We start from the raw sequence: 25,260 nt of genomic DNA, 5'->3' as shown, positions 1-25,260 counted from the left end.
GAATGCTACCGGAAAAGACTCTTGCAGGCACTCGCTATCAAGTTTTGCTGGAAGCTTCCGATATCCAACAGGTATGCCGTAAACATCTGTGTGTCGGTCTTTTTGTTGTAGAAGCCAGTGGAGCCTCCCGTGCGCCAGCGTTATTTAGCCTTGCTCAGCGTATTTGCCAGCCTTCCCGCGATGGCGCTCACTTTCCAGACGCGTATGGAGAGCATCGAGTGGACGGTCGAAGGCGACAAGTTCGAGTGCCGACTGACTCAGCCGATCACCGATTTCGGTTCGGGGCAGTTCGTGCGCCGCGCTGGCGAGCAGGCAACGTTTCGTCTGAATGCCTATAACGCAATGATGGGCGGTGGCTCGGCCACCCTGCTGGCCGCCGCAGCGCCGTGGCAGCCGGGTCGTGGAGACATCAACCTCGGCTCCGTCAGAATCGGCAGCGGCAATGTGCTGTTCAACAGTTCGCAGGTTCAGGCCGGACGGCTGATCAGCGGCCTGATTGACGGTCGCAGTCCGGTAGTACGGCATTCTGCAGGTGATGGCCGCGTGTCTGAAGTGCGCCTGTTACCAGTCAAGTTCAACAAGGCGTTCGTCGACTACCAAGGGTGTGTGGCGAAGCTATTGCCGCAGAATTTTGATCAAGTGAAACGGTCCGAAATCGGCTTTCCCGGTGGCGGTGTCGATCTGGATGCAGCCGCCAAGGCCAGATTGCTGGTGATGCTGGAGTACATGAAGGCCGATCCGACGGTCAATCACATCGAACTCGATGGCCACTCCGACAACAGCGGCAACCGCCTGACCAATCGGGACCTGTCACGACGCCGGGCACTGGCGGTCATGGATTTCTTCAAGGCCAACGGTATCCAGGAGTCGCAGATCACCCTGCGTTTCCATGGTGAGCGTTATCCGGTGGCACCGAACAGCAACAACGCCAACCGCTCGAAAAACCGTCGGGTAGCGATTCGACTGGAGCGAGGAGCACCACCAGAACAGGTGGCCCCGCAAACTACGAAAGCGAGCACCTCGGCAACTTCCTGACCGATTGGTCATGGTCGCGCTCTCGACATGTTCTGTCGCTTCGTCGTCATAAGCTGTCGCGCCACTGTAAATTATTCTGCATGAGCGGTAGACTTCACGGCTTTCCGTAGAACCCCGTGGAGTGATGGCATGGCGGACATAAACAAGGTCGTTCTGGCGTATTCCGGCGGCCTGGACACTTCGGTGATCCTCAAGTGGCTGCAGGATACTTATAACTGTGAAGTAGTGACCTTCACCGCTGACCTGGGTCAGGGCGAAGAGGTCGAGCCGGCCCGCGCCAAGGCACAGGCCATGGGCGTAAAAGAAATCTACATCGACGATCTGCGCGAAGAATTCGTGCGTGATTTCGTGTTCCCGATGTTCCGCGCCAACACCGTTTACGAAGGCGAGTACCTGCTGGGTACTTCCATCGCTCGTCCGTTGATCGCCAAGCGCCTGATCGAAATCGCGAACGAAACCGGCGCTGACGCCATTTCCCACGGTGCCACCGGTAAAGGCAACGACCAGGTTCGTTTCGAACTGGGCGCATACGCCTTGAAACCAGGTGTGAAAGTGATCGCTCCTTGGCGCGAGTGGGACCTGCTGTCCCGCGAGAAGCTGATGGACTACGCCGAAAAGCATGCGATCCCGATCGAGCGCCACGGCAAGAAAAAATCCCCGTACTCGATGGATGCCAACCTGCTGCACATCTCCTATGAAGGCGGCGTGCTGGAAGACACCTGGACCGAGCACGAAGAAGACATGTGGCGCTGGACCGTCTCCCCGGAGAACGCTCCCGACAAGCCGCAGTACCTGGAACTGACCTACCGCAACGGCGACATCGTCGCGCTGGACGGCGTCGAAATGACTCCGGCCACCGTATTGGCGACCCTGAACCGTATCGGTGGCGAACACGGTATCGGTCGTCTGGACATCGTCGAGAACCGTTACGTGGGCATGAAGTCCCGTGGCTGCTACGAAACCCCAGGCGGCACTATCATGCTGCGCGCCCACCGTGCAATCGAATCGATCACTCTGGACCGCGAAGTCGCTCACCTCAAAGACGAGTTGATGCCTAAGTACGCCAGCCTGATCTACACCGGTTACTGGTGGAGCCCCGAGCGTCTGATGCTGCAACAGATGATCGATGCGTCCCAGGCCCACGTGAACGGCGTTGTGCGCCTGAAACTGTACAAGGGCAACGTGATCGTCACCGGTCGCAAGTCCGAAGAGTCGTTGTTCGACGCCAACATTGCCACCTTCGAAGAAGATGGCGGCGCCTACAACCAGGCCGATGCGGCGGGCTTTATCAAGCTCAACGCCTTGCGCATGCGCATTGCTGCAAACAAAGGCCGGAAGCTTTTCTGAGACCTTTGAGATCGTGATGGGATATGCGACCTCGTCCACGACGGGGCCGCATCTCCGAAAGAGGGGCGTTTGGTCCTGAATTGCGATACCACGTTTTTCTGTTGAATCCTTCCTGTTGTTCTCCTCGCCGCGGTGAAATATCCCGTCAAGGCTTGCTGCCGTGAGCCTGTGGTCCCTCTTGATCCATGATCGTCAATCCATGAGAGCTCAAGTCGTAAGCAACATAGAATGTTGCGTTGCGTTTTTTTGCCTGTCTTGAATGTTTAAGCGCGACAGCTTTCAGTAGAGCCTCCGGTTCGTTACACGTGATAAACAACACCATGCTTGTCAGGTTTTCCTGTGAATTCTGGACATTTTCCAATAAAGCGCAGAGCTCATTTTTTCTGTTCGCGTAACGTGCATCGATGATGTAAAGGTCTTTTACATGCTCGGGAAGCTGTATGTGGTGCTGAACAGAAAAGAGCGTTTGCAAACCCACCCGAGGTCTTGAAGCGGGTGCAAGGTCGGGCGACCTAACGCATTGGCCGCCACTCGACGTGTTCGGAATACTTTGATGATTCGACCCTTTTGCTGACGTTTTTTCCGAGTGCTCCGTGTCCACCATGGCTTTCATGAAGTGCTTTCCTTTTTCAAAATCGGACGGGGCATAGAGCGATCGATAGTTAAAGTTGAGTGTGGCGAAAAACAATAAAAGTAAATAAAACGGAAAGCTGATTAAAAACCAGACATAGAGCTCTTTTTCCTCCTGCTCGAGGAAAGGCAAGGAGACCGCTGCGGAGCTTTCTGACAGAACTGCGAATATCGCAATAATAGTCATTGGGTTGGTGATTTTTTTTTGAGGTTTTATCATGTTCTTTTCTCATGTTTGAATATCTGTTCTCGTAATTTATTAAGGTTGGTTTTTGCAGGATGACTGAAATATTGAGGTGTGAGGAGTGCTTTGTGTTTGATGGTGTTTTTATAGTGCTTGATGCGGTTGGGTCGTTATATTAATAATCGGTCATTGGCGATTTTTTGCTGTAAGAGTAAACGGACAATTGATGTATGATATTTCTGGTGAGAATGTTGATTGTGCAAATAGCCGTTACTTTTGACCTGGCGATAGAAAGCGTAGCGTTCGAATAACGGCTGTTGGATCTTGTTGCTGGGTGAATCCTGTTATAGGGCGATACAAAAAACTATTGAAAGGTGCGTTGCCACCTCCCGGATACAGTTTTCATTTCATTCTGTTCGAGGTTTATTTGTAAGAAAAATCCGTGATGTTTGTAGGGAATGTCTCTTGGTGCAGGTGCCCGGGAAGGCCGACATGCCATGGGTGAAACGACTAGGCTATTGTGCGGGCTCTAAAAATTCGAACAGCGAAAATTGGACTTGCCCATGAATAAAGTGCTGATCGTGGATGATCACCCCGTCATTCGTCTTGCGGTGCGTATGCTGATGGAACGTCATGGTTACGAAGTTATTGGGGAAACCGATAACGGCGTGGATGCATTGCAACTCGCTCGTGAACTTATGCCGGACATCGTCATTCTGGATATTGGAATTCCAAAGTTGGATGGCCTGGAAGTTATTGCACGTTTATCGTCGACAGCGATGCCGATGAAAGTGCTGATACTGACGTCTCAGGCGCCGGGTCACTTTTCCATGCGCTGCATGCAGTCGGGCGCTGCGGGATATGTATGCAAACAACAGGACCTGACCGAGTTGCTTAGTGCAATCAAAGCTGTACTGTCAGGCTACAGTTATTTTCCCAATCAAGCCTTGCATACCGTACGGTCCAGTTTGGGGAACGCCAGCGAAGCCGATATGGTGGATCGTTTGTCGGGGCGGGAAATGATGGTCTTGCAGCAATTGGCCCGAGGCAAGACCAACAAAGAGATTGCTGACGGGATGTTCCTCAGCAATAAAACCGTCAGCACTTACAAGACTCGCCTGCTGTTGAAGCTCAATGCTCGTTCTTTGGTTGATCTTATTGAGTTGGCGCAGCGCAATGGCCTGGTGTGACGGCAGCATCGCATGACGGGCGAGAAGGTGCGGGCTATCAAGGGGGCGCTCAGTAAAAAGCCTCCGTTTCGGGAGGCTTTTCAGGTGTCATAAGTCAAAATCGTAATCGGCCAATTGCTTTTGCAGTCGGCGCTCCTCCAGCAGATTGTCGATGGTGCGGCGTTTGCTCAGATTGGTTTTCGCTACTTCAACCACCGGTTCAACGTCATCAGTCTCGGCGGCGGTGAAGTCTTCTTCGACGTCCAATTGCTCTTTGCCATTACTCATTTAGCTACTCCAGGCTAAGAAGGCCTTTGGCGCTCCTTATATCGACAATCCTCCGGCGGGTAAAAAAGATTTTTTCAATCGACAATCAGATAATCCCAATAGCGCCTCAATCGTCCGAGGTTTTGTGCTTGTATTCGCACAAGTCCTCGATCCGGCAACTGCCACAGCGGGGCTTGCGAGCAAGGCAAACGTAGCGGCCGTGGAGGATCAGCCAGTGATGGGAGTCCAGCAGATATTCCTTGGGTACGAACTTCATCAGTTTTTTCTCGACCTCCACGACATTCTTGCCCGGTGCAATGCCGGTGCGATTGCTGACCCGGAAGATGTGCGTGTCGACGGCCATGGTCAACTGGCGGAATGCGGTGTTGAGCACCACGTTGGCAGTTTTGCGACCGACACCGGGTAACGCTTCCAGCTCCTCACGGGTTTGCGGCACTTCGCCGGCGTGAAGCTCGACCAACATGCGACAAGTCTCGATCACGTTTTTCGCTTTGCTGTTGTACAACCCGATGGTCTTGATGTAGTCCGACAACCCCTCGACCCCCAAGGCATGGATGGCTGCCGGGGTATTGGCAACCGGGAACAGTTTGGCGGTGGCCTTGTTGACGCCGACATCGGTCGATTGCGCCGAAAGAATCACTGCGATCAGCAATTCAAACGGTGACGAATACGCCAGTTCGGTCTTCGGTTCCGGATTGTCTTCATGCAACCTGCGGAAAATTTCCAGGCGTTTTGCGGCATTCATGGGCAGTGCGTTTCCTCGAAAACGGTCAGAGTGAGGGCTGCGGGCGGTGCCAGGCCTTCCAAGCGGCCAGCAGCAACCCCAACAGAATGAAACCGCCGGGGGCGAGGGTTACCAGGTGCAAGCCACCGTCGGCGATCAGTAGCCAACCTTGCCAGTCCGGTTGACCCGCGCCAGCCAGCCACGATAGATGGCGGCCGAGTGTCCCGTTGCCGATGAGTTCGCGCAACAGGCCAACACTTACCAGCAAGCTGCCGAACAGGGCACATAACTGCAGACGTTCCACACGGGCGCGGCGGAAAAAGCCAGCGTGCTCCAGCACAACGCATTGCAAGGCGAGCAAGCCTGCATAGATTCCCAAATGCTGATGCCATGGCAGCGACCAGATTTGCGCAACGAGTTCCGCACAACTGGTCCACGTGGCGGCGAGCAGCACGCCCGCCAGCAAATGGGTCGACGGCAGTATTCGTGGTCGCAGTAAGGACATGCTCAGACTAAAAGCGCTGATCACCAGAATGAACAACAGCCACAGACCCAAAGCGCTCACCAGCGTGTCGGTGGTCCCTATGAGCGGTGTGAGCATCAACGTGCTCAGCAGGACGGATGATTTATTCATGGGAAGGTTTCCCGAGCAGCGATTGTCGGTATTCATCGAAATAGCGCAGCGCGTCATGGGTCGCGTTGATCACTGCTCTGGATGTGGTGGTCGCTCCAGCGATCTGGTCGAATTGCCCCTGGTCCTTTTTCAAGGCCCAACCCGCATCGGCGGGATCGGTGCTGGATTTACCGGAAAACCCCTGGAGCCAGGCATTCGGCCAGTCAGCGATTCGTGCCCCGAGTCCTGGTGTTTCCGATTGCTTGAGGGTTTTGACGCCTATCAGCCTGCCACTTGTGTCGATCGCAATCAGCAGTTCAATGGTGCCGGTGTAACCCAGAACCTGATTGCGCAACAACACGGCAGAAGCTTGGCCGGATTTGGAAGCCCGGTAGCCCATCAGCAACGTGCTGTTTTCGAGTTTGGGATTTTCGAGCGTCAACGGTTGTTCAAGTGGCTGATTGTCATAGCTGTCCGCTGGTAGCAAATCCAGCAGATTACGACTGTCGATCAGGCGTTGTTCGGCGGCAATGCGTGGTGCGCTGGTGTGCTGCATGAGCCAGGTCAGGCCGATGCCCAAACCTGTCAGTAACACGAGGATAGCAATGCTCGTCGCTCGGCTCATGGCGATGTCGGCTCCTGTCTTGATGCGACAAATCGCTCCAGTGCAGGCACACAAAGATTCATCAAGAGGACGGCAAACGCCACACCGTCCGGATAACCACCCCAGGTGCGGATCAAGTACGTCAGCAGCCCGACACCCACGCCAAACAGCAGCCGCGCGCCAGGTCTTTTGGCGCCGGACACCGGTTCCGTCACAATGAAAAACGCCCCCAACATGCTGGCGCCGGTGAGGAGATGAAACAGCGGTGAACCATGGGAGTCGGAGCCCGAACCGTTCCAGCACAACAGGCTGATGATGAAAAGGCTGGCAAGCATGCCGACCGGCGCATGCCAGCTGAAAACGCGTCGTTGCAGCAGAAACAGACCGCCTGCCAGAAACGCCAGGCTCACCCATTCCACGCCACGTCCACCGAAGTGACCAAACGCGGGGTTCATCGAGAACAGTTCGTCCAGGGTCAGGCTTTTGTTGATGCGCAGGCTGTCCAGCGCAGTGGCCTGGACCCAGGCGTCCGGCGCCTGGCCGAAGCCGAAGGCCTGTTGCACGCCGCTCAACAGGTCCATGCCGTGAGACGACGGCCAATGGGTCATTTGCTGGGGAAACGTGACCAGCGCAAAAGCAACGCCAAGCATGGCCGGATTGAAAGGATTCGAACCGACTCCGCCATACAGGTGCTTGCCGAATACCATCGCGAACGCGGCAGCACTGATCGTCAACCACCAAGGGCAATAGGGGGGCAGGGCCAGGGCCAGCAATGTCGCACTGACCAGGGCGCTACCATCGCTCAAGTTCGGTGTGAGTGGCCACTTGCGCAATTGCAGCACAGCCGCCTCAACAGCGAGCGCCGCTGCAACCGCCAGAATCAGATTGATCAACACACCCCAGCCATACAACCAGAAGGACGCCAGCAGTCCCGGCAGGACGGCCAGCAGCACCAGTTTCATGGCTTGCTGCAGACGATCGTCAACCGATTCAAGGGGCGGCATAGGCGTCCACCTGGCGTTCGGCTTCGCTGACCGCGCGTAGAAGGGCATCGATCTGTTCGGCAGGCGCTTCGCTACCCTGAGCCTTCTTGAGTTCGGCGCGGCGCATGGCCAGCTGAATTTTTGCCCGTTTCAGTTCGGCATCCTTCGCTGGGGGCGGGGCGGGTGTCGGCGCCGCAGGTGCGGTGCTTTCCAACTGCGCCAAACCTCGCTCGGCGGCCTCGTGCTGCTGTTGCAGGATGATCAGTTGCGATTGCTGCTCGAAGGTCGGTGGATGCCCGAAAGCTTTCAGCGATTTGTGCAGTTGTGCGCGGCTCATCGCCACATCGATCTTGGCTTTTTTCAGCGCCGCATCGGCATTCGCGGCTTTCTGGGAGCGGACACGTTCGAGGGCCGCCTGCACCGGATCGAGCGTCGCCTCCAAGGGTTGGGTAGTACGCTGACGGGCTTGTCGTTCGGCGATTTTCTGTTGCTCTTCCCGCAGCAGGCGCGCATTGCGTTGCTCAAAGCGGCGCCGGGCGTGATTGCGTTTGGCGGTGCGCGCCTGTTGTTCTTCAAGCGTGAATGCCAGGCCACCGACAACCGGTACCACCGCGGCGGGCGACAGCGGACGCATCTCGATGCAATCCACCGGGCACGGCGCCACGCAGAGATCGCAACCGGTGCACTCGTCGATGATGATGGTGTGCATCAGTTTGGCCGCGCCGACGATGGCATCGACCGGGCACGCCTGAATGCACTTGGTGCAACCGATGCATTCGGCTTCGCGAATGTAGGCGATTTGCGCAGGTGCCGAGCCGCGGCTGACATCCAGTTCCAGCACCGGCACTTTCAACAGATCGGCCATAGCCGCAATGGTTTCGCTACCGCCGGGTGGGCACTTGTTGATCGGCTCACCGGCGGCGATGCCTTCGGCGTAGGGCTTGCATCCGGGATGGCCGCACTTGCCGCACTGGGTCTGCGGCAGGAGGGCGTCGATGCGTTGAATCAGACTCATGTTTTGATCAGTCCGCTGAATCCTAGAAAGGCCACGGCCATCAATCCGGCGCCGATCAGATCGATCGGCAAGCCGCGAAAGGGCCGGGGAACATCGTTTTCGAGTGTACGTTCGCGCAAATCGCTGAACAGGCTCAGCACCAGCCAGAAACCCAGCCCGGCACCAAGGCTCAGGGCCGTGGCATGAAAGAAACCTTTGTCCGCCTGGGCGTTGAGCAGCGTTACCCCAAGCACACCCGCGTTCCCTAGCAGCAACGGCCAGAGGCCTTCAAATGACCACTTTGGAAGCGCAGTAGAAAGAACCTTCAGCAGTGGGCTGATCAGCAAAACGCTCAGCGGCAGAAACACGAACAGCCGCAGGGCCGTCAGTTCCAGCGGCACCAGCAGCCAGTGGTAGAGCACATAACCGAGCATGCCAACGATCAGCGTCAGGCACGTCGTCGCAATTCCCAGCGCGTGAACCTGGCGCCGTTCGCTGGCCAGCAGCGGATCGACGCCCAGCGGCCAGTGCAACACGAGGTTGTTGATCAGGGCGGTGCTGATAAGCGTTAGCAGGGTTTCGGTCATGATCGTCCGTATCCGCTACTGGATCACTGCGTAGGAGCTGCCGCAGGCTGCGATCTTTTGATCTTTAAAAGCAAAGTCAAAAGATCGCAGCCTGCGGCAGCTCCTACGGACATTATGGGCCAGACATGAAAATCCCACAGTCGCGCCAGGCACGGCTGTGGGATCGGATTGCCGCACAAATTTACTTGATGCGCTGACCCGGCTTGGCGCCGCTGTCAGGGCTGAGCAGGTAGATTTCTTCACCGCCAGGGCCGGCGGCCATCACCATGCCTTCGGAGATGCCGAACTTCATTTTCCGTGGCTTGAGGTTGGCGATCATCATGGTCAGGCGACCATCGAGCTTCGACGGGTCCGGATAAGCACTTTTGATCCCGGAGAATACGTTGCGCGTCTCGTCACCGATGTCCAGGGTCAGGCGCAATAGCTTGTCGGCGCCTTCCACGTGCTCAGCCTTGACGATCAGCGCAACACGCAGGTCGACGGCGGCAAAGGTGTCGAACTCGATTTCCGGCGACAGCGGATCTTTGGCCAGTTCGCCATTGCCCGCTGGTGCCGCTTCGCCGGTGTCGGTCTGGCTGGCGGTCAGGTCTTCTTTCGAAGCGTCGGTCATGGCTTGCACCTTGACCGGGTCGATGCGGGTCATCAACGGCTTGAACTCGTTCAGCTGATGGTTGCTGAGCAAGGTCGCGTGGTCGTTCCAGGTCAGCGGCGCGACGTTCAGGAACGCCTCGGCGTCAGCGGCCAGCAGCGGCAGCACAGGCTTGAGGAAGATCACCAGTTGGCGGAACAGATTGACGCCCGTGGCGCAGATGGCCTGGACTTCATCCTGCTTGCCTTCCTGTTTGTTCAGCGACCATGGTGCCTTGTCGGCGATCCAGGCGTTGGCGCGGTCGGCCAGGCCCATGATCTCGCGCATGGCGCGGGCGAAATCGCGGGCTTCATAGGCGTCGGCGATGCTTGGCGCGGCGGCCAGGAAGGCATCAGTCAGTTCAGGCGCGGCGTTGGTGTCGACCATGACGCCGGCATTGCCCTTGTTGATGAAACCGGCACAGCGGCTGGCGATGTTGACGACTTTGCCCACCAGGTCGGAGTTGACCTTCTGCACGAAGTCTTCGAGGTTCAGGTCCAGATCGTCGACGCCACGGCCGAGTTTGGCCGCGTAGTAGTAACGCAGGTATTCCGGCGACAGGTGATCCAGGTAGGTCCGGGCCTTGATGAAGGTGCCGCGGGACTTGGACATTTTCTGACCGTTGACGGTCAGGTAGCCGTGGACGTTGATGCCGGTCGGCTTGCGGTAGCCCGCGCCTTCGAGCATGGCTGGCCAGAACAGGGCGTGGAAGTTGACGATGTCCTTGCCGATGAAGTGGTACAGCTCGGCGGTGGAGTCCTTGCCCCAGAACACGTCGAAGTCCAGCTCCGGCGTGCGGTCGCACAGGTTCTTGAAGCTCGCCATGTAGCCGATCGGTGCATCCAGCCACACGTAGAAATACTTGCCCGGCTCGTCAGGGATTTCAAAGCCGAAGTACGGTGCGTCGCGGGAGATGTCCCACTGTTGCAGGCCGGCATCCAGCCATTCGGCGATCTTGTTGGCGACGGCGTCTTGCAGGGTGCCGCTGCGGGTCCAGGTTTGCAGCATTTGCTGGAAGTCTGGCAGCTTGAAGAAGAAGTGCTGGGAATCCTTGAGCACCGGGGTGGCGCCGGAGATTGCCGATTTCGGATCCTTCAGGTCGGTCGGTGCGTAAGTCGCGCCGCATTTTTCGCAGTTGTCGCCGTACTGGTCTTCGGTGCCGCATTTCGGGCAGGTGCCCTTGATGAAGCGGTCGGCCAGGAACATTTTCTTTTCCGGGTCGAAATACTGCGTGATCGAGCGCGTGGCGATGTGCCCGGCGTCGCGCAGCTTCAGGTAGATCTGGCTCGACAGCTCACGGTTTTCTTCGGCGTGAGTGGAGTGGAAGTTGTCGAAGTCCACCAGGAACTCGGCAAAGTCGGCGCTGTGTTCAGCCTGGACGTTGGCGATCAGTTGTTCCGGGGTGATGCCTTCCTTTTCCGCACGCAGCATGATGGCCGAACCGTGGGCGTCGTCGGCGCAGACGTAGATGCATTGGTTGCCGCGGTGCTTCTGGAAGCGCACCCACATATCGGTCTGGATGTATTCCAGCATATGGCCAAGGTGAATCGAACCATTGGCATAGGGCAGGGCGCTGGTGACGAGGATCTTGCGTGGCTCGGACATGGGGCTCGGCTACTTGATGAAACGGAGGTCGGCCACTATAAAGCGCCGGCGCATATTTTTCACCCTGTGAGCCTGTTTCATTGGATGATCGACCTGTAGGAGCCCGGCTTGCCGGCGATAGCGGTCTTGGGTGTGCCATCGCCGGCAAGCCAGGCTCCTACAAAAGCGCGATCTTTTGAGCATCCCGTCGAACGCCTAGAACAGGTACGATACCCGTCATCTTTTCCAAGTCCTGTTCTCGGAGTTGCCCATGAGCGCCGTCAATCGCGCAGCGGTGGAAGCCGTCCTTCGCCAATACACCGACCCTTACCTGAATCAGGACCCTGTCAGCGCCGGGTGCGTGCGCAACATCGATATCCAGGGCGACCGCGTCAGCGTTCAGCTCGAATTGGGTTATGCCGCCGGTCTGTTCAAGAGTGGCTGGGCGCAGATGCTGCAAATGGCCATCGAGGGGCTCGACGGTGTAACGACCGCTCGCGTGGACATCACCAGCGTGATCGCCGCACACAAGGCTCAGGCGCAGATTCCGGGCCTGGCGAACGTTAAAAACGTGGTGGCCGTCGCCTCCGGCAAGGGCGGCGTGGGGAAATCCACCACCGCCGCCAACCTGGCATTGGCCTTGGCCCGTGAAGGCGCCAAGGTCGGCATTCTCGACGCAGATATCTACGGTCCGAGCCAGGGCATCATGTTTGGTATCCCTGAGCGCACGCGACCTGAAGTCAAGGATCAGAAGTGGTTCGTACCGCTCAAGGCCCACGGCGTCGAGGTGATGTCCATGGCGTTCCTGACCGACGACAACACGCCGATGGTCTGGCGCGGGCCGATGGTTTCCGGCGCCCTGTTGCAACTGGTCACGCAAACTGCCTGGGGCGACCTCGATTACCTGGTCATCGACATGCCACCTGGCACCGGTGATATCCAGCTGACCCTGGCGCAGAAAGTGCCGGTGGCCGGTGCGGTCATCGTCACCACGCCACAGGACCTGGCATTGCTGGACGCGCGCAAGGGTGTGGAAATGTTCCGCAAGGTCAACATTCCGGTGCTGGGCGTGGTGGAAAACATGGCCGTGCACATCTGCTCGAATTGTGGACATGCCGAGCATCTGTTCGGTGAGGGTGGTGGTGAGAAGCTGGCGACCCAGTATGGTGTCGAACTGCTTGCTTCGTTGCCGTTGGCGATGGAAATCCGCGAGCAGGCCGATGGTGGCAAGCCAACTGTGATCGCCGAGCCAGATTGCCCGATCGCCATGGTTTACCAGGAACTGGCCCGCCATGTCGGTGCGCGGATCGTGTTGCAGGAAGCGTTGACGCCGGCGATGCCGAATATCAGCATCAGCGACGATTGATTTGCGGCGCCTATAAACAGATCGCAGCCTCGCTTCGCTCGACAGCTCCTACATTGGATTGGCTTACACCTGTAGGAGCTGTCGAGCGAAGGGAGGCTGCGATCTTTTGATCTCGCTTTAGATCCGCAAACCGCCATCCATCTCCAGAATCCGACCGGTGTAGTAGTCGTTCTCGAAGATGTACGCCGCCGAATGGGCGATTTCTTCAGGCTTGCCCATGCGCTTGAGCGGTATCCCGGCGGTCATCTTGTCCAGTGCTTCAGGCTTCATGCCCAAGGTCATTTCGGTTTCGATGAAGCCCGGTGCAATGCCGGCCACGCGAATGCCGTAGCGCGCCAGTTCCTTGGCCCAGGTCACGGTCGCGGCAGCGACACCGGCCTTGGCGGCGGAGTAGTTGGTCTGGCCCACATTGCCTGCGCGGGAAATCGACGAGATATTAATGATCGCGCCGCTGTTATCCAGCTCGATCATTTTTGCCGCGACTTCACGGGTGCACAGGAACACGCCGGTCAGGTTGACATCGATCACCGCCTGCCACTGGGCCAGGGTCATCTTGGTCATTTCGCCGTCCTTGACCTTGAGCAGCAGGCCGTCGCGCAGGATCCCGGCGTTGTTGATCAGGCCATGGATCGCGCCAAAGTCTTCGGCGACCTGGGCGACCATGTGGGTCACTTGCTCTTCATTGGCAACGTTGCACAGATAAGCGCGGGCTTCGGCACCCTTGGCCTTGCAGGCCGCGACGGCGTCGTCGAGTTTTTCCTGGTTCAAGTCCACCAGCGCCAGTTTCGCGCCTTTACTTGCGAAATACTCGGCCATGGAACGGCCTAAACCCTGGCAACCGCCAGTGATAATGATTACTTTGTCAGTGAGTTGCATTCGCATGCCCCGGTAAATGGTCTGGGTGTTTTCATAGGCATCTTCTCCATCACGCCTACCTTGGCACATGAGAACTGCCCCTATTGGCGGGCTGGAACTTTCACCAGTCGCCGTCCGTTTTTTTTGACGGATTCTAATTAAGGAGTCATAAATTGAGCGTAGAAGCGGCTAAGCATGCACGAGAATTGCTTCTCAAGGAATACCGTGGAGTGCTCTCCACGCACTCCAAATCAATGCCCGGCTTTCCGTTCGGCTCCGTCGTTCCATACTGCCTGGACGAGCAGGGTCGGCCCCTGATCCTTATCAGCCGCATCGCTCAGCACACTCATAACCTGCAAAAAGATCCCAAATGTTCGCTGTTTGTCGGCGAGCGCGGCGCTGAAGATGTACAAGCCGTTGGTCGCCTGACTTACCTCGCCGAGGCGCAGCAGCTGGAAGGCGAGGACGCTATCGCCGCGGCGGCCGAACGTTACTACCGCTACTTCCCGGAATCCCAGAGCTACCACACGGCACATGATTTTGATTTCTGGGTGCTCAAACCTGTACGCCACCGCTACATCGGCGGTTTCGGCGCGATTCACTGGGTCAACGACCTGACCCTGGCCAACCCGTTCGCCGGCAAAGCCGAAGTGAGCATGGTCGAGCACATGAATGCCGATCACGCCAAGGCCATTGCCCATTACGTCGATCTGGCCGGTTTGCCGAAAACCGCTGCGGCGCAAATGGTCGGTATCGATACCGAAGGCATGCACCTGCGCATCGGTCAAAGCTTGTACTGGTTGCCGTTTCAAGCGCCTTGTAATACGCCGACACAAGTCCGGGAAGCCTTGGTTTCTCTGGCTCATGCTGAACATTGGCCAAAAAATGAAGTGGCCGACGCTTGAATTCACGAAACGGCGACGTCATCTAAGGTGAACTGGCAAGGCATTCTTGCGTTGAGGAAACATTTGATGCGCCCTTTTTTGTTGCTCTTTCTGCTGTTCCCGGTGTTGGAGCTGTTCGTATTCGTCAAAGTGGCAGGGTCTATCGGGTTTTTCCCGGCTCTGCTGCTGGTCATTCTCGGCTCGATGTTCGGTGTGTTCGTGCTGCGCATCGCGGGGCTGGCCACGGCACTGCGTGCCCGTGAAAGCCTGAGCCGCGGCGAACTGCCAGCCCAGACCATGCTCGAAGGCCTGATGCTGGCGTTGGCCGGTGGCCTGTTGATCTTGCCGGGTTTCATCAGCGACGTGATCGGCTTGATCATGTTGCTGCCGGTCAGCCGTCGCCTGCTGGCCAACAAAATGCGCCAGCGTGCCGAGGAGCAGGCCATTCGCCAACGTGCGTTTGCCGATGACCTTCAAGCCCGGGGCGGACCTGCGCCGCGCGAGCCGCTGGGGCGTGAGCCCAACGTGATCGAAGGCGAGTTCGAACACCGCGACACCAAGTAACACATTCGACACACGGCACCTTCGGGTGCCGTGTTCGTTTGCGGGGCAACGAACAGAAAAATTTTCGATCCTCGCCCTTGTAATAAGCTTATGCGCCCTTATGTAACGGTCACCGCAAGGTTTCTGGCGAACACGCCAGACAGACTTCCGCGGTTCGCTTGACGAACCGCAACCGGCACCGCCGGACTTTGTTTAACCCGCCGGGACTACACCGGCCGATGAAAACCACAATTGGGAGAGATCGACAATGAAGCTTCGTCCTCTGCATGACCGCGTCGTTATCCGTCGCAGCGAAGAAGAAAAGAAAACCGCTGGCGGTATCGTCCTGCCAGGTTCGGCTGCTGAAAAAGCCAACAGCGGCGAAATCCTCGCTGTAGGCCCAGGCAAAGCACTGGAAAGCGGTGAAGTGCGTGCACTGTCCGTGAAAGTGGGCGACAAGGTTGTGTTCGGTCCTTACTCCGGCAGCAACACTGTGAAAGTCGACGGCGAAGACCTGCTGGTAATGAGCGAGAACGAAATTCTCGCTGTTATCGAAGGCTGATTACCCGCTCATTTTCCCGCTACTACAAAGTATTTAAGGAATATCGATCATGGCTGCTAAAGAAGTTCTGTTTGGCGATTCCGCCCGCAAGAAAATGCTCAAAGGCGTCAACGTCCTGGCTGACGCGGTAAAAGCGACCCTGGGCCCGAAAGGCCGTAACGTGATCATCGAGAAGAGCTTCGGCGCTCCGACCATCACCAAGGACGGCGTTTCCGTCGCCAAAGAAATCGAACTCGAAGACCGTTTCGAAAACATGGGCGCGCAGCTGGTCAAAGACGTTGCCTCCCGTGCCAACGATGACGCCGGCGACGGTACTACCACCGCTACCGTTCTGGCTCAGTCGATCGTCAACGAAGGCCTGAAAGCCGTCGCTGCCGGCATGAACCCGATGGATCTGAAGCGCGGCATCGACAAGGCGACCATCGCCATCGTCAAAGAGCTGAAAAACCTGTCCAAGCCATGCGCTGACACCAAGGCAATCGCTCAGGTGGGTACCATCTCCGCCAACTCCGACAACTCCATCGGCGACATCATTGCCGAAGCCATGGAAAAAGTCGGTAAAGAAGGCGTGATCACCGTTGAAGAAGGCACTGGCCTGGAAAACGAACTGTCGGTTGTAGAAGGCATGCAGTTCGACCGTGGCTACCTGTCCCCGTACTTCGTCAACAAGCCGGAAACCATGGTTGCCGAGCTGGACAACCCGCTGGTTCTGCTGGTCGACAAAAAGATCTCGAACATCCGCGAAATGCTGCCAGTGCTGGAAGCCGTTGCCAAAGCCGGCCGTCCACTGCTGATCGTTTCCGAAGACGTTGAAGGCGAAGCCCTGGCGACTCTGGTCGTGAACAACATGCGTGGCATCGTTAAAGTCGCAGCCGTCAAGGCTCCAGGCTTCGGCGACCGCCGCAAGGCCATGCTGCAGGACATCGCTGTTCTGACCGGCGGTACCGTTATCTCCGAAGAGATCGGCCTGAGCCTGGAAGCAGCCACCCTGGAAAACCTGGGTAGCGCCAAGCGCGTGACCATCTCCAAGGAAAACACCATCATCGTTGACGGTGCTGGCGTAGCAGGCGACATCGAGTCGCGCATTGCTCAGATCCGTGCCCAGGTTGCCGAAACTTCCTCGGACTACGACCGTGAAAAACTGCAAGAGCGTCTGGCCAAGTTGTCCGGCGGCGTTGCAGTGATCAAGGTTGGCGCTGGTTCCGAAGTAGAAATGAAAGAGAAGAAAGCCCGCGTTGAAGACGCCCTGCACGCTACCCGTGCAGCCGTTGAAGAAGGCGTGGTACCTGGCGGTGGCGTTGCGTTGATCCGCGCTCTGCAAACCTTGAACGATCTGAAAGGCGACAACGCTGATCAGGACGTAGGTATCGCTGTTCTGCGCCGTGCCGTTGAAGCACCGCTGCGTCAGATCGCTGCCAACAGCGGTGACGAGCCAAGCGTTGTGGTCAACGAAGTCAAGAACGGCAAAGGTAACTTCGGTTACAACGCTGCGACTGGCGAATACGGCGACATGATCGAAATGGGCATCCTGGACCCAACCAAGGTCACCCGTTCCGCGCTGCAAGCTGCATCGTCGATTGGCGGTCTGATCCTGACCACCGAAGCTGCAGTTGCTGATGCACCGAAGAAAGACGGCGGTGCTGGCGGCGGTATGCCAGACATGGGCGGTATGGGCGGCATGGGCGGCATGATGTAAGCCAGCCTTACCCCTGTACTAAAAACCCCGCCTGCGAAAGCAGGCGGGGTTTTTTATTGCCCATCGCAAAGTCAAAAGAACTTCTATCAAGCGCTGACAGGTTCTGCGTGCACCAAACTGCTCGAAGGCCGGTACAGAATCCAGTAATACGATCCCAGACAAATCAGCCAGCAGAAAATCGCCGTCCACACGTTGTGCGAGAAAAAGTGCGCCCCCTGCATCATCCGGCCGATGGAGAACACGCTGCCCAGGGCAAAGGCGAACACAAATGCTGAGCGAGCCAAACGTGGGCGGCGGTCACGCAAGACGAAAAACAGGGCAAACAATGTGAATCCGGTCGCCGCATGGCCGCCCGGCCAGCAGCGTCCGGGGTTTTCGGTAGCAGGGCGCGGGCTCAGCAGTTCGCTATAGGTCTCATGACCACCGAATTGTTCAAGGCTCCACGGACATTGCACCGCGGTCACCGCTTTTATCGGTGTGACAAAAGAGGTCGCAAGCCCCAGAGACAGCACCAGACAACCCAGTTCCCGTTTGAACGGCTTGAGCCTTGCGATGAAAAACGAGCCGATGAAACCGAGGATGGCAAACACCGAGAAGGCGATGACCACTTGTTTAGCGCGGTCGTGCAGGATGTCTTCCAGGAAATAACTGTGGCGCCCGATGAATTGCCCGGCGACCGGGTCGTAGAACAGCTTGGCCAGGTCCAAGTCCAGGTTGGTCAATTCAAGCAATACCAAAATGATCGCCGCAATGACGGGGACCCCAAGGCACACCCAGAAATTGAGCGGGCGAGAGGCGGGGCGTGCAAGGGTCGAAACCATGCGAGTTCCTTGGTCAGTGAAATGTTCTGAAATGCGCAGCCGCGCGGAGTTTGTGCCCGATTCTGTCGCCAGCGTGTGAATCGACAGTGAAAAACTTGTTAAGGCCGTAGCCGGTCAGTTTCCACATTTTTGAGCTTCACTCAGTCCTAGCCGTGAGCCGAACTTGGCCTTAAGCTGCGCGGGCCAAGACGGCCGTTACTGTGTACGGAGAGATGCCCATGCGAATTCTATTGGTTGAAGACAACCGCGATATCCTCGCCAACCTGGCCGATTATCTGGGGCTCAAAGGCTACACCGTGGATTGCGCGCAGGACGGACTGTCGGGCTTGCATCTGGCGGCTACCGAGCACTACGACTTGATCGTGCTCGACATCATGTTGCCCGGCATCGACGGTTACACCTTGTGCAAACGCCTGCGAGAGGATGCCCGTCGTGACACGCCGGTGATCATGCTCACGGCTCGCGATCAACTGAACGACCGTCTGCAAGGCTTCAAGTCCGGTGCAGACGATTACCTGATCAAACCCTTCGCCCTGTCTGAACTGGCGGCGCGGGTCGAAGCGGTCATGCGCCGAGCCCAAGGGGGCGGGCGTCGCACCTTGCAGGTCGGCGATTTGAGCTACGACCTCGACACATTGGAGGTCACCCGCGAAGGGCGTCTACTGAAACTCAACCCCGTGGGCCTGAAGTTGCTGGCCGTGCTGATGCAGAAAAGCCCCCACGTGCTGCGCCGTGAAATTCTCGAAGAAGCGTTGTGGGGCGATGACTGCCCGGACAGCGACAGCTTGCGCAGCCACGTCCATCAACTGCGCCAGGTGATCGACAAGCCGTTCGCCAAACCGCTGCTGCAAACCGTACACGGTGTGGGTTACCGCTTGGCCGAGGGCCGTGATGGAGTTTAGACAGAGCCTTTCCCAGCGGATCATCATTGCTTTTGCACTGATGAGCGCTCTGGTAGCAGGCGCCTTTGCCATGGGCATCATCGCGACGGTGCACCTGGTTGAAGAAAAACTGATTTCGGCCGGCCTGGGCGGCGATTTGCAGCGGTTGTTGCTGATGGACAGCGTCTCGGACTGGAGCCATCGTCCCGAGCCGGATCAACTGTTCTATTTCAGCGGCGGGCCGGGTGACTTTGACCTGCCAAAGGATTTGCGGCATCTGGTCCCGGGCTTTCATGAAGTTTTTCGCGACCATCTGTCGTACCACGCGATGGTCGAAATTGTCGATGGTCGGCATTACGTGCTGTTGCAGGATCAAAGCGACTTCGAAGAGCGCGAGCGGGTGCTGTTTGCGATTGTGTTGGTAGGTTTCGTGTTGAGCCTGGCGCTGGCCGTGTTTCTCGGCTGGGTTTTGGCGCGCAAAGTGATGGCGCCGGTGGTGCGTCTGGCTCGTCAAGTGCGCCATCGCGATCAGCTGTTAGGTCTGGCGCCTCCACTGGCACCGGATTACGCCGCCGACGAAGTCGGCGAATTGGCCGTGGCATTTGACGCGACCCTCGGGCGTCTGCGCCAGGCATTGTCTCGCGAGCGCCTGTTTACCAGTGATGTCAGCCATGAACTGCGCACCCCGTTGATGGTTCTGGCCAGTTCCTGCGAATTGTTGCTGGAAAATCCCGGTCTCGATCTACGCGGCCGTGCTCAAGTCGAGCGGATCGCTCGGGCGTGCGAAGAGATGCGCGAGCTGGTGCAAACCTTTCTGATGCTGGCTCGCGCTCAGCGTGAAGATGCCAGTATGTCGCCTCAGCAGACACTGAGCGAAGTGGCGGACGGCCTGCTCGGTCTATGGCGTGAGCCGATCGAAGCCAAGGGGTTGAAGCTGCTTTTTGAATCCGCAGACCCGCCGCCGATTTGTTACAACGCGACGCTGTTGCAAGCGGTGATGGGCAACCTGCTACGTAATGCATTGCATTACACAGAGAGCGGATTCATCCAACTGACCCTGACCGCCACCGGGTTTTTGGTGGAAGACAGCGGTGTTGGCATTCCTGAGGAAAAACGTGAAGCGATGTTCGAGCCTTTTGTGCGCGGAAGCGAGAAGCGCGGGGAAGGTTTGGGGCTTGGTCTGTCGCTCGTGCAGCGGATCTGTGAAAACCAGGGCTGGAGCGTCAGCCTGGCAAATATGGAACCCCATGGCTGTCGTTTTGAAGTGGAATTGATTCGAATTGAGGCCTAATCTCAATGGGTTCAGGCCATGAATTGATTTTTCTCTGAAAAACCTTGTAATGAATTGAGGTTTTCCTAACATTTTTTTCACAAACGCATGACCTGACGCTGACACGCCTCTACCTACTGTGGTTGTCATCAGAATTTCAGGAGACTGTGATAATGGATGGCCCGATCAAACTCGATTTTTCGGAGAAGTACGACGATCAGCACGCGCAACGCTATTTGCTCAAGCATAAGGATGGACTCGGTCGTCGCTTGTCTCACTGGCGTGACGTTCAAATGGGTCGCAAAGCTTTGTCTTTGGTCGGCGAGCCGGGCCTTGTCCTCGATTTACCCTGCGGTGCGGGACGGTTCTGGCCCATGCTGGCGGAAAAGCCCAACCGTGTGATCATCGGCGCCGACAATTCAGAGTCCATGTTGAAGATCGCCACCCAGTCTCAACCTGCCGATGTCGTGAAACGGGTACAACCCTTGCACACTTCTGCGTTTGACATCGGCTTGCCGGATAACGCCGTCGACAGCATCTTTTGCATGCGTTTGCTCCACCACATCGGTGAAGCCGAGCATCGACTGACCATTTTGCGCGAGTTCGAGCGTGTTTCCCGGGATAGCGTGATCCTTTCGTTGTGGGTCGATGGCAATTTCAAAGCATGGAAACGCAAGCGCGCCGAGAAATCCCGTGCTCAGGCAGGTTACCAAAACCGTTTTGTGTTACCAGCCGCTACCGTAGAAAAGGAATTTGAGCAGGCGGGCTTCCGGATCCAGGAACAACTGGACTTCATACCGCTCTATGCCATGTGGCGAGTTTACGTATTGCGCAAGAGGTAACACGATGGCAGTGCAGTGTGCAGCAGAAACGGAAGTCCCCTCCCTGGATCGCTTCGATTACTTTTGGAATCAGCGCGGTGAATGGGTGGAAGAACCCAACGTCCGTCGCGGTGGGGAGAGTGGTGTTCAGCGAGTCACAGACCAAGACGGTCAGTTGCTCTACGTCAAGCGTCAGACCGGGCACGTCCATCGTAGCTGGCTGTATCCGTTTGGTCGGCCCACGGTGTTGCGTGAGCGTGATGCACTCACTGGTGTGAGCGCACTGGGTGTTCGCGTTCCACACATCGTCTTTTGCGGCGCACAGCGCGATCCGGTCCATAAATGGCGCGCGCTGTTGGTGACCAAGTCGCTGGACGGCTTCGAGGAAGTCCAGCACTGGTACGCTGGCGGTGGTCGCGAGCGTCACGGTGAAGCGGTGCATGATCGAGTGCTGAAGGACTTGGCCGAGAATCTGGCGCGCATGCACAAGGGCCGTTGGCAACACAGCTGCATTTACATCAAGCACGTATTCGTTCGTGTGACCGGTGAGGGCGATTCGGCCAACGTCGAGGTTGCCCTGATCGATCTGGAGAAGTGCCGACAGCGCTTGACCGCCTATCGCGCTGCTGCCCATGACATGAAGCAACTGCGTCGCCACTCGTCGTTCAGTGCGACGGACTGGGAAAAACTCGTCTATTTTTATGAGACGGCGTTTGGCAGCGCTATCAAAGGTTTATAGCAATGAAACTCGAAATTGCACGAGGTTTGTTTTTGGTAGGAGCCTTGGCAGTTGCGTCGATTGCGCTGGCAGCCTGGGAGCAACCACGCACCCAGATTCTCAGCTCAGCCCATGCAGATGAGCATCGTATGCCACGGATTGCCAAGGCATCTGTGGCCACCCGGCCCGATCATGATTTGTTGCTGTTCATGTTCGGACTTTCTCAAGGAATGAGGCCGGAAAGTTGACCAGATTGAAGCCCAAGTAAAAGGCCTCGCTAATGCGAGGCCTTTTTTGTTGGCGCAGTTTTTCGTCCTGCACATCCCCTGTAGGAGCGAGTTTGCTCGCGATGACGGCATCACATTCAATAAAAACATTGACTTGATACACCACTATCGCGAACAAGCTTGCTCCCACGAGGCTATGTGTTCGTCTCAGGTTTATCGGGCTTGGCCAGTAACGTGTACACGCACGGCAATACAAACAAAGTGAAGAGCGTGCCAATCGACATGCCAGTGGCGATCACCGTGCCAATGTCGAACCGACTGACCGCACCCGCGCCCGTGGCGATGATCAACGGCACCATGCCGAATACCATCGCGGCAGTGGTCATCAACACCGGACGCAGACGAATGGCTGCGGCTTCCTCTACTGCTTCTCGGGCAGTCAGCCCCTTGTCCTTGCGCAACTGGTTGGCGAACTCAACAATCAGAATCCCGTGCTTGCTGATCAGTCCGATCAACGTGACCAGACCGACCTGCGTGTAGATGTTCATGCTCGACCAGCCCAGGAACAGCGGAATCAATGCGCCGCAAATTGACAGCGGCACGGTCACCAGGATGACCAATGGGTCGCGGAAGCTTTCGAACTGGGCCGCCAACACGAGGAAGATGATCGCCAATGCCAGGCCAAACGTGACCCACAAGGCGCTACCCTCCTGAACGTACTGCCTCGATGCACCGGCGTAGTCGAAGGCGAAGCCGGCGGGCGCTTCTTCACTGGCGATCTGGCGCACGGTGTCGATGGCTTCCCCCATGCTCACCAGCGGCACCCCGGACAGGATGGCCGAGTTGAGTTGCTGGAACTGATTCAGCTGTCGTGGACGTGCGCGGTCGGTGACGGTGATCAGGGTGGACAAGGCCAGCAACTCGCCTTTTGTGTTCTTGACGTAATAGTTGTTCAACCATTCAGGGTTATCGCGAAAGGGTCGTTCGACCTGGGCGATGACTTTGTAGCTACGACCTTCAATGGTGAATCGGTTGATTTCGGCTTCACCGAGCAGCGTGGCCAGCGTTCCCCCCAGGTCCTGCATCGATACACCCATCTGCGCAGCCTTGGCGCGGTCGATGTCTACTACTACTTCAGGTTTGTCGAACGCGAGGTCGACGTCGACGAACGCGAACTTGCCGGACTCCATCGCCCGTTTCTTCACCCGGTCGACCACTTGCAGCAATAACTCGTAGTCGTTGGCGGAGTTGATGACGAACTGGAAGGGCAACCCTTCGCCGGTGCCCGGCAGCGAGGGCAGGTTGAAACCGAATACTTGCAGGCCAGGAATGCTTTCGAGTTTGGCCTGGACCTCCGGCAGGATCGCCATCTGCGTGCGGCTGCGGTCGTTCCACGGTTTGAGCAGGAAGCCGCCAATCCCCGACTGCACACCGTTGAAACCATTGATCTGAAACGATGAGTAGTACTCGGGAAACGATTTGAAGATGTTGATGAAGTCGTCGGTGTAGGTGTTCAGGTAGTCGAGGTTGGTGGGTTGTGGCGCATTGGCCAGCATGAAAATGATGCCCTGGTCTTCGTCCGGTGCCAGTTCCGACTTGGTGAACTTGAGCAGTACGGGGATCAGGCACAACACGATGACTGCGAACACCAACACCACTGGTCGGGTGTTCAGGGTGCCATGCAGCATGCTTTGGTAGCGGCGCTTGAGACTTTCGAAAATCACATCGAGGCGATGAGCCAGCCCGCTGGGGTTTTCATCGTGGCGCAGCAGCAGGGCGCACATCATCGGTGACAGTGTCAGTGCGACGATGCCGGAGATCACCACCGCTCCGGCCAGGGTCAGGGCGAACTCCTTGAACAATGCACCGGTGAGACCGGTCAGGAAGCCGATGGGGGCATACACCGCCGCCAGGGTGATGGTCATCGAAACCACCGGCATGGCGATTTCCCGGGCACCCTCAATGGCTGCATCCAGCGGTGTCTTGCCTTCTTCGATGTGGCGGTGGATGTTTTCCACGACCACGATGGCATCGTCCACCACAAGACCAATGGCCAACACCATCGCCAGCAAGGTCAGCAGGTTGATCGAGTAGCCCATCATCTGCATGAAGAACATCACGCCGATCATCGACAAGGGGATGGTGACCACCGGAATCACCACCGAACGCAGGGCTCCGAGGAACAGGAACACCACCACGATCACGATCAGTACCGCTTCGAACAGGGTTTTCACCACTTCGTCGATCGAGGCCTGGATGAACAGAGTGGCGTCGTAGGCGATTTCACCCTTGAGGTTCGGCGGTAACTGCGCCTCAAGGTCCGGCATGATCTTGCGTACTTCCTTGATCACTTCCAGCGGGTTGGCGCCAGGTGTGGCCTTGATGCCGATGTACACCGAGGGAGTGCCACCAAAGGAGCTGATGGTGTCGTAGTTTTCTGCGCCCATCTCCACTCGTGCTACATCGCGCAGCAGCACACGGCTGTCGCCATCGACCTTGAGCGCAATCGCCCCGAAAGCTTCGGCGGACTTGAGCTCGGTATTGGCGTTGATGCTGGTGACCACATACTGGCCTTTCACTTCACCGGCGGCGGAGAGGAAGTTGTATTGGCGTACGGCGTTGGTCACGTCGCTGGCACTCAGGCCGAATCCGGCCAGTTTTACCGGATCCAGCCACAGCCGCATGGCAAACACCTGGTTGCCGAGGATCTCGGCTTCGGCCATGCCGGGCAGGGTCGCCAGCTTCGGCTGGATCACCCGTGACAGGTAATCGGTGATCTGCGGGTTGCTCAGTTCCTTGCTGAAGAAGCTGATGTACATCAGCGCCGAAGCGTCTGCCGCTTCTTTGCTCAGCACCGGGTCTTCGGCGTCCTGTGGCAGCTGATTCTTCACCTCATTGGCCTTGGCCAACAGTTCGGTGAACAGTCGGTCGCTGTTGGCGCCGATGCGGGCATAGATCGATATCACCGAAAAGTTCTGTCGGCTGACCGAGGTCATGTAGTCGATGCCTTCGGCGCTCGCCAGGCTCTGTTGCATCGGCTGGGTGATGTAGCCCTGAATGGTCTCGGCGTTGGCCCCGGGGTAAGCGGTGGTCACCGTGATCAGGGCGTTTTCCATCTGCGGGTACTGACGCAGCGGCAGCTTGCTCCAGGCTTGAAAGCCCAGCAGCACAATCAACAGGCTGACCACGGTAGCGAGAACCGGGCGGCGGATGAACGGGTCGGTAAAGGCCATGGGGATTCCTTGA

General features: G+C 57.4%; 25 protein-coding genes. 13 read left to right on the top strand and 12 right to left on the bottom strand.

Annotation, left to right across the window (positions count from 1 at the left end):
* Nucleotides 1–129: 129 nt before the first annotated feature.
* A complete protein-coding gene (locus QYH43_RS23425) occupies nucleotides 130–1,035 on the top strand; it encodes an OmpA family protein (protein ID WP_301158211.1) in 906 nt (301 codons plus the stop codon).
* A gap of 129 nt (nucleotides 1,036–1,164) precedes the next feature.
* Nucleotides 1,165–2,382 (top strand): argininosuccinate synthase, encoded by a 1,218-nt coding sequence (locus tag QYH43_RS23420; RefSeq protein WP_095057051.1) that lies wholly within the window; start codon nucleotides 1,165–1,167, stop codon nucleotides 2,380–2,382.
* Between the two features lie 145 nt (nucleotides 2,383–2,527).
* Here QYH43_RS23420 and QYH43_RS23415 read toward each other — a convergent pair whose 3' ends face one another.
* Nucleotides 2,528–3,232 carry a hypothetical protein gene (locus QYH43_RS23415; protein ID WP_301158210.1) on the bottom strand — a complete coding sequence of 235 codons (705 nt, stop codon included), beginning with the start codon at nucleotides 3,230–3,232 and terminating at the stop codon, nucleotides 2,528–2,530.
* A gap of 527 nt (nucleotides 3,233–3,759) precedes the next feature.
* Here QYH43_RS23415 and QYH43_RS23410 point away from each other — a divergent pair.
* Nucleotides 3,760–4,386, top strand: a complete 627-nt coding sequence (locus tag QYH43_RS23410; protein ID WP_095057053.1) for a response regulator transcription factor — start codon at nucleotides 3,760–3,762, stop codon at nucleotides 4,384–4,386.
* An 87-nt stretch (nucleotides 4,387–4,473) separates the two neighbouring features.
* Here the strand turns inward: QYH43_RS23410 and QYH43_RS23405 are convergent, their stop codons facing one another.
* The 8 genes from QYH43_RS23405 to metG form a co-directional block, all read right to left on the bottom strand.
* On the bottom strand, nucleotides 4,474–4,653 hold the full coding sequence (locus tag QYH43_RS23405; RefSeq protein WP_095057054.1) for a PA3496 family putative envelope integrity protein: 180 nt from the start codon (nucleotides 4,651–4,653) through the stop codon (nucleotides 4,474–4,476).
* Between the two features lie 106 nt (nucleotides 4,654–4,759).
* Nucleotides 4,760–5,398 (bottom strand): endonuclease III, encoded by a 639-nt coding sequence (gene nth / locus QYH43_RS23400; protein ID WP_095057055.1) that lies wholly within the window; start codon nucleotides 5,396–5,398, stop codon nucleotides 4,760–4,762.
* Between the two features lie 25 nt (nucleotides 5,399–5,423).
* On the bottom strand, nucleotides 5,424–6,011 hold the full coding sequence (locus QYH43_RS23395) for an Rnf-Nqr domain containing protein (RefSeq protein WP_301158209.1): 588 nt from the start codon (nucleotides 6,009–6,011) through the stop codon (nucleotides 5,424–5,426).
* Nucleotides 6,004–6,615, bottom strand: a complete 612-nt coding sequence (locus QYH43_RS23390; RefSeq protein WP_301158208.1) for an RnfABCDGE type electron transport complex subunit G — start codon at nucleotides 6,613–6,615, stop codon at nucleotides 6,004–6,006. Before QYH43_RS23390 ends, QYH43_RS23395 begins: the two co-directional genes overlap by 8 nt.
* Nucleotides 6,612–7,598 carry an RnfABCDGE type electron transport complex subunit D gene (locus tag QYH43_RS23385; RefSeq protein WP_095057058.1) on the bottom strand — a complete coding sequence of 329 codons (987 nt, stop codon included), beginning with the start codon at nucleotides 7,596–7,598 and terminating at the stop codon, nucleotides 6,612–6,614. The genes QYH43_RS23390 and QYH43_RS23385 overlap by 4 nt, the downstream gene beginning before the upstream one ends.
* Nucleotides 7,585–8,592, bottom strand: a complete 1,008-nt coding sequence (gene rsxB / locus QYH43_RS23380; RefSeq protein WP_301158207.1) for an electron transport complex subunit RsxB — start codon at nucleotides 8,590–8,592, stop codon at nucleotides 7,585–7,587. Before rsxB ends, QYH43_RS23385 begins: the two co-directional genes overlap by 14 nt.
* A complete protein-coding gene (locus QYH43_RS23375; RefSeq protein ID WP_301158206.1) occupies nucleotides 8,589–9,158 on the bottom strand; it encodes an electron transport complex protein RnfA in 570 nt (189 codons plus the stop codon). The genes rsxB and QYH43_RS23375 overlap by 4 nt, the downstream gene beginning before the upstream one ends.
* 181 nt (nucleotides 9,159–9,339) lie before the next feature.
* The gene (gene metG / locus QYH43_RS23370) at nucleotides 9,340–11,391 is read right to left on the bottom strand and encodes a methionine--tRNA ligase (RefSeq protein WP_301158205.1); all 2,052 of its coding nucleotides are present in this window, start codon (nucleotides 11,389–11,391) and stop codon (nucleotides 9,340–9,342) included.
* Between the two features lie 250 nt (nucleotides 11,392–11,641).
* Between metG and apbC the strand changes: the two genes are divergently transcribed.
* Nucleotides 11,642–12,736, top strand: coding sequence for an iron-sulfur cluster carrier protein ApbC (gene apbC, locus QYH43_RS23365; protein ID WP_095057061.1), 1,095 nt, complete (start codon nucleotides 11,642–11,644; stop codon nucleotides 12,734–12,736).
* 117 nt (nucleotides 12,737–12,853) lie between these two features.
* On the opposite strand, the gene QYH43_RS23360 is transcribed toward apbC, so the two are convergent.
* Nucleotides 12,854–13,612, bottom strand: coding sequence for an SDR family oxidoreductase (locus tag QYH43_RS23360; RefSeq protein WP_095057134.1), 759 nt, complete (start codon nucleotides 13,610–13,612; stop codon nucleotides 12,854–12,856).
* A 152-nt stretch (nucleotides 13,613–13,764) separates the two neighbouring features.
* On the opposite strand from QYH43_RS23360, the gene QYH43_RS23355 reads away from it, so the two are divergent.
* From QYH43_RS23355 to groL, 4 genes are all read left to right on the top strand, one after another.
* Nucleotides 13,765–14,496: a HugZ family protein gene (locus QYH43_RS23355; RefSeq protein WP_095057062.1), complete on the top strand. Its 732-nt coding sequence runs from the start codon at nucleotides 13,765–13,767 to the stop codon at nucleotides 14,494–14,496.
* Between the two features lie 66 nt (nucleotides 14,497–14,562).
* Nucleotides 14,563–15,039, top strand: a complete 477-nt coding sequence (locus QYH43_RS23350) for an FxsA family protein (protein WP_095057063.1) — start codon at nucleotides 14,563–14,565, stop codon at nucleotides 15,037–15,039.
* Between the two features lie 247 nt (nucleotides 15,040–15,286).
* Entirely contained in the window at nucleotides 15,287–15,580 is a 294-nt protein-coding gene (locus QYH43_RS23345; protein ID WP_095057064.1) for a co-chaperone GroES, read from the top strand.
* Nucleotides 15,581–15,629: 49 nt separating this feature from the next.
* On the top strand, nucleotides 15,630–17,276 hold the full coding sequence (gene groL / locus QYH43_RS23340) for a chaperonin GroEL (protein WP_008053540.1): 1,647 nt from the start codon (nucleotides 15,630–15,632) through the stop codon (nucleotides 17,274–17,276).
* Nucleotides 17,277–17,362: 86 nt separating this feature from the next.
* Here the strand turns inward: groL and QYH43_RS23335 are convergent, their stop codons facing one another.
* A complete protein-coding gene (locus QYH43_RS23335) occupies nucleotides 17,363–18,097 on the bottom strand; it encodes a phosphatase PAP2 family protein (RefSeq protein ID WP_301158204.1) in 735 nt (244 codons plus the stop codon).
* 218 nt (nucleotides 18,098–18,315) lie between these two features.
* Here QYH43_RS23335 and colR point away from each other — a divergent pair, with 218 nt between their 5' ends.
* The 5 genes from colR (at nucleotide 18,316) to QYH43_RS23310 (ending at nucleotide 22,035) form a co-directional block, all read left to right on the top strand.
* Nucleotides 18,316–18,999: a two-component system response regulator ColR gene (colR, locus tag QYH43_RS23330; protein ID WP_095057066.1), complete on the top strand. Its 684-nt coding sequence runs from the start codon at nucleotides 18,316–18,318 to the stop codon at nucleotides 18,997–18,999.
* The gene (locus tag QYH43_RS23325; RefSeq protein ID WP_095057067.1) at nucleotides 18,989–20,269 is read left to right on the top strand and encodes a HAMP domain-containing sensor histidine kinase; all 1,281 of its coding nucleotides are present in this window, start codon (nucleotides 18,989–18,991) and stop codon (nucleotides 20,267–20,269) included. The genes colR and QYH43_RS23325 overlap by 11 nt, the downstream gene beginning before the upstream one ends.
* Nucleotides 20,270–20,421: 152 nt before the next feature.
* Complete coding sequence (locus QYH43_RS23320) at nucleotides 20,422–21,090, top strand: class I SAM-dependent methyltransferase (RefSeq protein ID WP_095057068.1); 669 nt, start codon at nucleotides 20,422–20,424, stop codon at nucleotides 21,088–21,090.
* 4 nt (nucleotides 21,091–21,094) lie between these two features.
* A complete protein-coding gene (locus tag QYH43_RS23315; protein WP_095057069.1) occupies nucleotides 21,095–21,808 on the top strand; it encodes a lipopolysaccharide kinase InaA family protein in 714 nt (237 codons plus the stop codon).
* A 2-nt stretch (nucleotides 21,809–21,810) separates the two neighbouring features.
* On the top strand, nucleotides 21,811–22,035 hold the full coding sequence (locus QYH43_RS23310; protein ID WP_095057070.1) for a hypothetical protein: 225 nt from the start codon (nucleotides 21,811–21,813) through the stop codon (nucleotides 22,033–22,035).
* A 173-nt stretch (nucleotides 22,036–22,208) separates the two neighbouring features.
* On the opposite strand, the gene QYH43_RS23305 is transcribed toward QYH43_RS23310, so the two are convergent.
* A complete protein-coding gene (locus QYH43_RS23305) occupies nucleotides 22,209–25,247 on the bottom strand; it encodes a multidrug efflux RND transporter permease subunit (RefSeq protein ID WP_095057071.1) in 3,039 nt (1,012 codons plus the stop codon).
* Nucleotides 25,248–25,260 lie beyond the last annotated feature (13 nt).

Origin of the sequence: Pseudomonas sp. C32, assembly GCF_030417915.1 — a bacterium.
In the GTDB taxonomy this organism is placed as follows: domain Bacteria; phylum Pseudomonadota; class Gammaproteobacteria; order Pseudomonadales; family Pseudomonadaceae; genus Aquipseudomonas.
The sequence above is the reverse complement of the archived record's forward strand: the minus strand, read 5'-3'. Positions and strand labels throughout refer to the sequence as shown.

Excerpts from the sequence above, each read along its gene's own strand:
- QYH43_RS23420 (WP_095057051.1), top strand. The coding sequence starts at position 1,165 with ATGGCGGACATAAACAAGGTCGTTCTGGCGTATTCCGGCGGCCTGGAC.
- QYH43_RS23415 (WP_301158210.1), bottom strand. The coding sequence starts at position 3,232 with ATGATAAAACCTCAAAAAAAAATCACCAACCCAATGACTATTATTGCG.
- QYH43_RS23410 (WP_095057053.1), top strand. The coding sequence starts at position 3,760 with ATGAATAAAGTGCTGATCGTGGATGATCACCCCGTCATTCGTCTTGCG.
- QYH43_RS23405 (WP_095057054.1), bottom strand. The coding sequence starts at position 4,653 with ATGAGTAATGGCAAAGAGCAATTGGACGTCGAAGAAGACTTCACCGCC.
- nth (WP_095057055.1), bottom strand. The coding sequence starts at position 5,398 with ATGAATGCCGCAAAACGCCTGGAAATTTTCCGCAGGTTGCATGAAGAC.
- QYH43_RS23395 (WP_301158209.1), bottom strand. The coding sequence starts at position 6,011 with ATGAATAAATCATCCGTCCTGCTGAGCACGTTGATGCTCACACCGCTC.
- QYH43_RS23390 (WP_301158208.1), bottom strand. The coding sequence starts at position 6,615 with ATGAGCCGAGCGACGAGCATTGCTATCCTCGTGTTACTGACAGGTTTG.
- QYH43_RS23385 (WP_095057058.1), bottom strand. The coding sequence starts at position 7,598 with ATGCCGCCCCTTGAATCGGTTGACGATCGTCTGCAGCAAGCCATGAAA.
- rsxB (WP_301158207.1), bottom strand. The coding sequence starts at position 8,592 with ATGAGTCTGATTCAACGCATCGACGCCCTCCTGCCGCAGACCCAGTGC.
- QYH43_RS23375 (WP_301158206.1), bottom strand. The coding sequence starts at position 9,158 with ATGACCGAAACCCTGCTAACGCTTATCAGCACCGCCCTGATCAACAAC.
- metG (WP_301158205.1), bottom strand. The coding sequence starts at position 11,391 with ATGTCCGAGCCACGCAAGATCCTCGTCACCAGCGCCCTGCCCTATGCC.
- apbC (WP_095057061.1), top strand. The coding sequence starts at position 11,642 with ATGAGCGCCGTCAATCGCGCAGCGGTGGAAGCCGTCCTTCGCCAATAC.
- QYH43_RS23360 (WP_095057134.1), bottom strand. The coding sequence starts at position 13,612 with ATGCAACTCACTGACAAAGTAATCATTATCACTGGCGGTTGCCAGGGT.
- QYH43_RS23350 (WP_095057063.1), top strand. The coding sequence starts at position 14,563 with ATGCGCCCTTTTTTGTTGCTCTTTCTGCTGTTCCCGGTGTTGGAGCTG.
- QYH43_RS23345 (WP_095057064.1), top strand. The coding sequence starts at position 15,287 with ATGAAGCTTCGTCCTCTGCATGACCGCGTCGTTATCCGTCGCAGCGAA.
- groL (WP_008053540.1), top strand. The coding sequence starts at position 15,630 with ATGGCTGCTAAAGAAGTTCTGTTTGGCGATTCCGCCCGCAAGAAAATG.
- QYH43_RS23335 (WP_301158204.1), bottom strand. The coding sequence starts at position 18,097 with ATGGTTTCGACCCTTGCACGCCCCGCCTCTCGCCCGCTCAATTTCTGG.
- colR (WP_095057066.1), top strand. The coding sequence starts at position 18,316 with ATGCGAATTCTATTGGTTGAAGACAACCGCGATATCCTCGCCAACCTG.
- QYH43_RS23325 (WP_095057067.1), top strand. The coding sequence starts at position 18,989 with ATGGAGTTTAGACAGAGCCTTTCCCAGCGGATCATCATTGCTTTTGCA.
- QYH43_RS23320 (WP_095057068.1), top strand. The coding sequence starts at position 20,422 with ATGGATGGCCCGATCAAACTCGATTTTTCGGAGAAGTACGACGATCAG.
- QYH43_RS23315 (WP_095057069.1), top strand. The coding sequence starts at position 21,095 with ATGGCAGTGCAGTGTGCAGCAGAAACGGAAGTCCCCTCCCTGGATCGC.
- QYH43_RS23310 (WP_095057070.1), top strand. The coding sequence starts at position 21,811 with ATGAAACTCGAAATTGCACGAGGTTTGTTTTTGGTAGGAGCCTTGGCA.
- QYH43_RS23305 (WP_095057071.1), bottom strand. The coding sequence starts at position 25,247 with ATGGCCTTTACCGACCCGTTCATCCGCCGCCCGGTTCTCGCTACCGTG.